This is a genomic window from Nocardia sp. NPDC056541, assembly GCF_042794235.1.
GTDB lineage: Bacteria > Actinomycetota > Actinomycetes > Mycobacteriales > Mycobacteriaceae > Nocardia.
Genome location: NZ_JBHTUD010000007.1, coordinates 69,042 through 75,536, shown reverse-complemented (window position 1 = coordinate 75,536; position 6,495 = coordinate 69,042). Strand labels below are relative to the sequence as shown.

The 6,495-nt window shown below is 65.7% G+C and carries 5 protein-coding genes; 1 reads left to right on the top strand and 4 read right to left on the bottom strand.

Features of this window, described 5'->3' with window-relative positions; genetic code table 11:
- Positions 1 to 46: 46 nt before the first annotated feature.
- Entirely contained in the window at positions 47 to 850 is an 804-nt protein-coding gene (locus ACFQ9R_RS13940; RefSeq protein WP_378990872.1) for a HEAT repeat domain-containing protein, read from the bottom strand.
- A 293-nt stretch (positions 851 to 1,143) separates the two neighbouring features.
- Between ACFQ9R_RS13940 and ACFQ9R_RS13935 the strand changes: the two genes are divergently transcribed.
- Complete coding sequence (locus tag ACFQ9R_RS13935; protein WP_378990869.1) at positions 1,144 to 1,797, top strand: hypothetical protein; 654 nt, start codon at positions 1,144 to 1,146, stop codon at positions 1,795 to 1,797.
- A 20-nt stretch (positions 1,798 to 1,817) separates the two neighbouring features.
- Here ACFQ9R_RS13935 and ACFQ9R_RS13930 read toward each other — a convergent pair whose 3' ends face one another.
- The 3 genes from ACFQ9R_RS13930 to ACFQ9R_RS13920 all read right to left on the bottom strand — a co-directional run bounded on the left by ACFQ9R_RS13930 (position 1,818) and on the right by ACFQ9R_RS13920 (position 6,485).
- Complete coding sequence (locus ACFQ9R_RS13930) at positions 1,818 to 3,233, bottom strand: DUF1254 domain-containing protein (RefSeq protein ID WP_378990868.1); 1,416 nt, start codon at positions 3,231 to 3,233, stop codon at positions 1,818 to 1,820.
- 81 nt (positions 3,234 to 3,314) lie between these two features.
- Positions 3,315 to 4,529 (bottom strand): TetR/AcrR family transcriptional regulator, encoded by a 1,215-nt coding sequence (locus tag ACFQ9R_RS13925; protein WP_378990867.1) that lies wholly within the window; start codon positions 4,527 to 4,529, stop codon positions 3,315 to 3,317.
- A 12-nt stretch (positions 4,530 to 4,541) separates the two neighbouring features.
- Positions 4,542 to 6,485: an acetoacetate--CoA ligase gene (locus tag ACFQ9R_RS13920; protein ID WP_378990864.1), complete on the bottom strand. Its 1,944-nt coding sequence runs from the start codon at positions 6,483 to 6,485 to the stop codon at positions 4,542 to 4,544.
- Between the last annotated feature and the right edge of the window lie 10 nt (positions 6,486 to 6,495).

Genomic DNA, 6,495 nt, shown 5'->3' with positions numbered 1-6,495 from the left:
CTCGTAGCATTCTCATGCTTGAAGGCGGAGCGATGAACTGAATGAGCTACTGTCCCCCCACGTCGGGCAATCTGTTCCGGACTTTCGCGGCGTGCGGTCGTTCGAACGGCCAACGGAGAGCGATGATGTCGACAATGTTGCCAATGGTCGGAATATCGGCCTCCAGTGTCGGTGGGCGTGGATGGTCCAGGAAAGCATCGATATCATTGAGGACCAAACTTGCATCGAACTCACTCATCGTTGCAGCGGCATTCTTCACCGCGTCTATCTGTGACCTATCTCCGGTTCGGTAGGCGGCGAGACGAACCTGCAGTCCGAGATCGGGGTCGTTCTCGAGCTTATTGACAAGGGCTTCCATATTATTGTCGGGGTCATTGATCGGGGTCTGACCCAAAGAGTGAATCGCGTACCTGCGAACCTCGTCCAGCTCGTCATCATCGTCCGCACACGTGAACAACGCCGCTGTCGAACTTCCCGGATAGCGTCCCAATGCTTCCGCCGCCGACGCCCGGACTATCCATGAATCGTCGGATCGAAGATGCGATGTCAGCGGTCCGACGGCAGGCGCGAACTGGATCATAGTGAGCGCTTCGGCCGCTTCGGTGCGAACGAGCTCGTCTGGATCTTCGAGCATCCCGACAAGTAATGGTCCAACGTCGTCGACGGAGGCTCCGCCAAGGAGCCCTGCCGCGCGGACCGCCTCGCTTCGAACTGCAATATCCGAACTTCCGAACAGAGGGAGCACCAGATCAATCTTTGATTGATCATCTTCCTTGATCAGTTCGATCAGCGCGGCTACCTGCCTGCTGGAGCTGAGAGATTCCACAGGGTCACCCGAGTCGTCTTGCATGTTTCCTCGCCTTCGAGTTGTCCAGGTTTTCTCTGGACATGAGATCGCGCATTTCCTATTCGATACACCTATCGGCGACGCGTTGCTTCCCGCCCGTGGCCATTTCGGCGACGAAGGCGCCGACCAGGGCAATTGCTGTGAGCGATGCAATGTCGTCCAATGCTGACCGGACCCCCTAACGGATAGCTGCGTCCGCTGCCATCGTGATTCTGACGCCGAGCTGCAGGCTCTGGAAGAGTCTGACCGTAGCGGGGTGCGGGTACCTGTCAGACGGTCGGACTAGCTTTGCGGCTATGGGACTTTCAGTGGGAACCGGGGGGCTGGCCTTTGCCGTGGCAGACGGGAGTGACCCGGAGTATCTCGATGCGTTGACCGAGCAACTGCGTGCGCTCAGCGAGCTACTGGTGCGGGAGGGGCTTGCTCCGCACGACGAGCCGAGGGTTGCGGGACCGGCGGTGGACCGCGCTCGGATAGGGAGCGTGCCCTACTCTTTCGTGCATTATCTGCGACGCGCGTATGCCTTAGCGCGTGAGTATCCTGAGCAGCCGCTGACACCCGTCGCCGACGGAGACAGCGCTTCGGATGATCCAGCCATCAACCTGGTCGGATCCACCTTCGACTCCCACCTGATCTGCCATTCGGATTGCGAAGGGTTCTACGTACCGGTCGATTTCGACGACGTGCTTTTCGTCGGCGAGGATGTCGACATCGCCGGTGGCATGGTCGGGTCGAGCACTGCGCTGATGCGCGAACTCGTTTATGTCGCACCGTATTTGGGTGTCGAGCTAGTCGATGGTGTGCTCTCCGACGCCGAGATCGGCAGGATCCGGACGATGCTGGACAGCGATTCGTCGCACCCGTTCGACCGGGAGTTGATCACCTGGCTGCTGCTGTTCGAGGCCGCGAGGGTGTCGATCGAGAACGGCACCGTTGTCGAGTTCGGGTGATCGGACAATCCGTGCCCGGCTCAGTCGACCAGGGTCATCGGCGGCGGCTCCCACTTTCCGTCGAGGGCGTTCTCGCGCGGTGCGTAGAGGCGGAGGGTGAGGGAGAAGTCGCCGGTGGCGGGGATGGGGAGCCAGTTGCCGGTGGGGACGGCGGGACGTGGGTCCTGGTGCTGGACGGCTAGTTCCACAGATCCGTCGGGGGCGGGGACAACGGCGGGGAAGTGACCTACCGAGTAGATCGTGTCGGGGTTGGGGACCAGGAAACCTTGCGTGTCGTAGGCGGTGATCGAGGTGAAGGCGTGGACAGGAGGCCATCGGCCCGGTTCGAAGCGGATGCGGTAGCGCAGTGGGTTGCCCCGGTCGTCGGTGGTGGGGGCGTCGCGGTTCGCGTAGAGCACGTCACGAATGGGGGCAAGGGCGGGGGAGCGCTTGGTGGTGGCCGCGCGGCGGAGGTAGTCGGTACCGAAGGTGCCGAGGTCGACGGGGATCTCCCAGCCGTTGACGGAGCGGGCGGTGGGGTCTGTCCAGTCGGCGATGCGGCGGTGGGCTTGGCGCACCGCCTCGTCGAGGATTTCGGCGGGCTGGTCGTCGAGGACCCCGCCGGGCTGGACACCGATCGTGGCCAGTTGCGTCATCAGTGGCGCGTCGGCGGCAGCGGGGGGATCGGTGAGCATCAGCCGGCACAGGCGGTTGAGATAGGTGCGGCCGTCCAACGCGGCGATCCGCTTCGTCGGTGGCTCCGGTCCACGGTCTATCGCGTGGACGCGGCTGACCGTCCCGGCGAGCTCACCGCGATCCCACGCGCTGAGCGGGATCAGCTTCATCTTCTCCTGCCACTGGTTGACCGTCGGCGCGTCCCCGGTGCCGTTGATCTGGACCCGCGCGACGATCGTGCACATCGACGACGGCATGTGCAGCCGGGTCACGTTCGCGGGCAGTACACCGGACCACTGCGGCCCGGTGAGGACGTAGGTGAAGGGTGGACCGTCGGCGTCCACGGTGGTTCGCGGGGTCTTGCTGGTCAGGTCGTGCACGGTGTTCGCCCACCCGTCGACCAGCTGGAACAGCCAGAACCGGTCGGGTTCCATTCCCGGGATCTGGAGCACGATCGGCTCTTCGGTGATATCGAGCCACGCCTGCGAATACACCATGTCGTGGCTGAGCCTGGCCACCCCGCGATCGTCGGGATCGGGCAGCACGCTGTGATCGAAGCCGTTGATCGGCCCGCTCGCCGCGCGCATCATGTCCAGCAGGATCATCGGATAGCCGTAGATGTAGGCGTCGATCGCCCGGGCGAGCAGATCCGGGCGACCGGTGGTGCGGATCGGCTCGGGAACCGATGCGTCACCGCATCCGGGCAACGCCGCCGCGGCGGTGGCCGCGGCGGCGAGCCCGAGCAACGATCGCCTGGTCAGCGCGCTCGCGCGAGAATCCATGCACGCTCCGTTCGAAGGCTTGATCGCCGAGCGTATGACGAGTCAGCAACGCACCGCCTCATACACAACGGGTGAATTGCCTCAACCGAGCAGCACCCGCCGCATCAGGAATGCGACCCTGGCCCGGCCGGCGATCGGGTCGTCGCCGAAGCGCTGACCGAGGTCGATGACCATCGCGAACGCCGCGTGCACCAGGAAACGCGCCTCGGCCGCGGAGAGCTCCGGCCGCATATCGCGCACCAGCCGCGCCCACTCCTGCACGCTCAACCGCTGGATATTGCGCAGGACGGCACGTTCCTCGGCGGGCACGTGCCCGAATTCGGCGTAGTAGACGACGGCCAGCGCTCGCTCGTCGAAGGTGTCGGCGACGAACTGCTCGACCAGCACGTCCAGCGCGGCCCCGCTGTCGGGCGTGCTCGCCACCGCGGGGCCGATCGCCCCCGACACCCGGTCGGCCGCGCGCCGAAACGCCGCGGCGAGGATGTCGCTCTTGCCGCGATAGAACCGGTACACCGCCGACGCCGCCGACAATCCCGCCGCCGAGGCGATGTCCTCCACGCTCACATTCGGATAGCCGCGTTTGTGGAACAGCTCCACCGCTTTGCGCAGCAGCAGTTCATGTTTGAACGAGTCGGGAATCTGGGCGCGGGCACCCTGCTCCGAAACGATTGCGGCAGGCGGCAACGCGGTGTCGGTGAGCGCCATACACGCCGAGCCGAGCAACTTGTTCAGCGTGCGAAGGGGCAGCGCGGCGTGATGATCGGCGATGCTGGTGACCACGCCGAGAATCGCCGTGGAGACCATACGCCGCTCGGCCGTGGTCAATTCGGGACGCAGGATCGCCAGCTGTTCGTCGAGCGCGACCAGCACCGAACCCTGCTGCTCATCGAGCACCACCCGATCCGCCGGCTCGAGGTAGCGGCCCTCCCATCGCACCAGCCGCACCGTCGCCCGATTCTCGACGGTCGCGCCGATCAGCCCGGTCAGCATGTGCCGCAACCGTTGCGCCGCGGGCAGGGTGTCTTCGGCCGACACCACGATCGACGCCGTGAACGCCTGCCCGACCCGAAGTAACTCCTCCCGGAACAACGCGTACTTACTGGGGTAGTGCCGATACAGCGCGGCCGAACTGATTCCCAGCCCGGACGCGATGTCCTCCATACTCACCCCGTGATATCCGGCTGCGCCGAACGCCACCGCCGACGACGCCGCGATCTGCGCCCGGCGATTCTTCGGCCGCCGCCGAACTTCAGTCCCAGCTACCCCACGCGCCCCACGAGACTCGCTGACATTCATAGTTCAAGTGTATTAGCCCTTGTCGGGTGGGCTTATCCGGGCATACCAGTCGAGGAGTGCGGGGTCGTCGACGGCGCTGCGTTCGACGACGCGAGCGGGATCGGCGCCCTGGAAGAGCTTTTTGATGGGGACTTCCAGCTTCTTGCCGGTTCGGGTGTGGGGGATGCCGGGGGCTTCGCGGATCTCGTCGGGAACGTGGCGCGGGGAGACCTCGGTGCGGATCGCGGTGGCGAGACGGGTTTTCAGGTCGTCGGTGAGTGCCGCGCCGGGGGCGAGCACGACGAACAGGGGCATCCAGTAGCCGCCGTCGGGTTGTTCGGCGCCGATCACCAGGGCCTCGGCGATCTCCGGAAACTGTTCGACGACCTGGTAGATGTCGGCGCTGCCCATGCGGATGCCGTGGCGGTTGAGCGTCGAATCGGAGCGACCGTGCACGACGATGCTGCCGTGTTCGGTGAGGGTGATCCAGTCGCCGTGGCGCCATACGCCGGGGTAGGTGTCGAAATAGGCCGCGTGGTAGCGTTTTCCGTCGTCGTCGCGCCAGAAGCTCACCGGCATCGACGGCATCGGCGCGGTGACCACCAGCTCGCCGACCTCGCCGCGCACGGGGTTGCCCTGCTCGTCGAAGGCATCGAGGGCGACGCCGAGATACGGCGCCGACAGCTCACCCGGCCATACCGGCACGGTCGGGGCGCCACCGACGAACGCCGACACCACATCGGTGCCGCCGCTGATCGAGTTCACCTGAACATGCTCTCCGGCATTCTCGTTCAACCACAGCGCGCTCGACACCGGTAGCGACGAACCGGTGATACCCACGGAGCGCAGGGCCGAGAGGTCGTGCTCGGCGCGTGGCACCGATCCCGCCTTGACACAGCCGAGAACATAGCCGGGGCTGGTCCCGAAAACGGTGGCGTCCACCTGAGCGGCGATGCGCCACAGCGCATCCGGCCCGCCCGCGGTCGGGCTGCCGTCGTAGGTGACGACGGTGGTGCCGGTGAGCAGACCCGCTACCTGGAAGTTCCACATCATCCAGCTCGGGCTGGTGTACCAGAAGAACGTGTCCTCGGGGCCCATGTTCGATTGCAGCGCTACGGCTTTCAGATGCTCGAGCAGCACGCCGCCGTGGCCGTGGACGATGCCCTTGGGCAGCCCGGTGGTGCCGGAGGAGAACACGATCCACAGCGGATGATCGAAATCGACGGGGACGGTTTCGATGACACCGAGTCCGGCATCGGCGACCGAGTCCGTCCAGGACAGCGTGTCGGGTACCTCGCGTCCGAGTTGCGAGACGACGACGGTGGCGCGCAGGCCGGGCAGCCCGTCGCGCAGTGCCGCGATGTCGGCCCGTTTGTCGTGTTCCTTGCCGCCGAACCGGTAGCCGTCGGCGGTGACCAGCACCGTCGGGTCGAGCTGGCCGAGCCGGTCCAGCGCGGCCTTGGCCGAGTAGTCCTGACCACAGGCGCTCCACACCGCGCCGATACTGGCGGTGGCGAGGAAGGCGACGATCGCTTCCGGAATATTGGGCAGGTAGCCCACCACCCGGTCGCCCGCCTCGACGCCCTGCTCACGCAAGGTGCGCGCGAAAACCGTGACCTGTTCGATCAATTCGGCCCACGACACCTCCCGCGGCTCGGCTTCTTCGTGCAGGGCGATCACCGCGGGGCGGCCGAACTGGGCCATCCGGATGATCTGGTCGACATAGTTCAGCCGGGTGCCGGGAAACCATTGCGCGCCCGGCATCTCCCGCGAGCCGAGCACCTCACCGGCGGTCTCGCCGAGCTCGAAGTAGTCCCACACGGCCTGCCAGAAGCCGGCGACGTCGTCCACCGACCACTGCCACAGGGCCTGGTAGTCGGGGTACGGGTCGCCGGTTCGCGTGGTGACGAAGGCGGCGAAGTCGGTGATTCGGGCCGACGCGATGTCCTGCGCGCTCGGTACCCATTGCGGTTGCACTCCGATGTCC

Excerpts from the sequence above, each read along its gene's own strand:
- ACFQ9R_RS13930 (WP_378990868.1), bottom strand. The coding sequence starts at position 3,233 with ATGGATTCTCGCGCGAGCGCGCTGACCAGGCGATCGTTGCTCGGGCTC.
- ACFQ9R_RS13925 (WP_378990867.1), bottom strand. The coding sequence starts at position 4,529 with ATGAATGTCAGCGAGTCTCGTGGGGCGCGTGGGGTAGCTGGGACTGAA.
- ACFQ9R_RS13940 (WP_378990872.1), bottom strand. The coding sequence starts at position 850 with ATGCAAGACGACTCGGGTGACCCTGTGGAATCTCTCAGCTCCAGCAGG.
- ACFQ9R_RS13935 (WP_378990869.1), top strand. The coding sequence starts at position 1,144 with ATGGGACTTTCAGTGGGAACCGGGGGGCTGGCCTTTGCCGTGGCAGAC.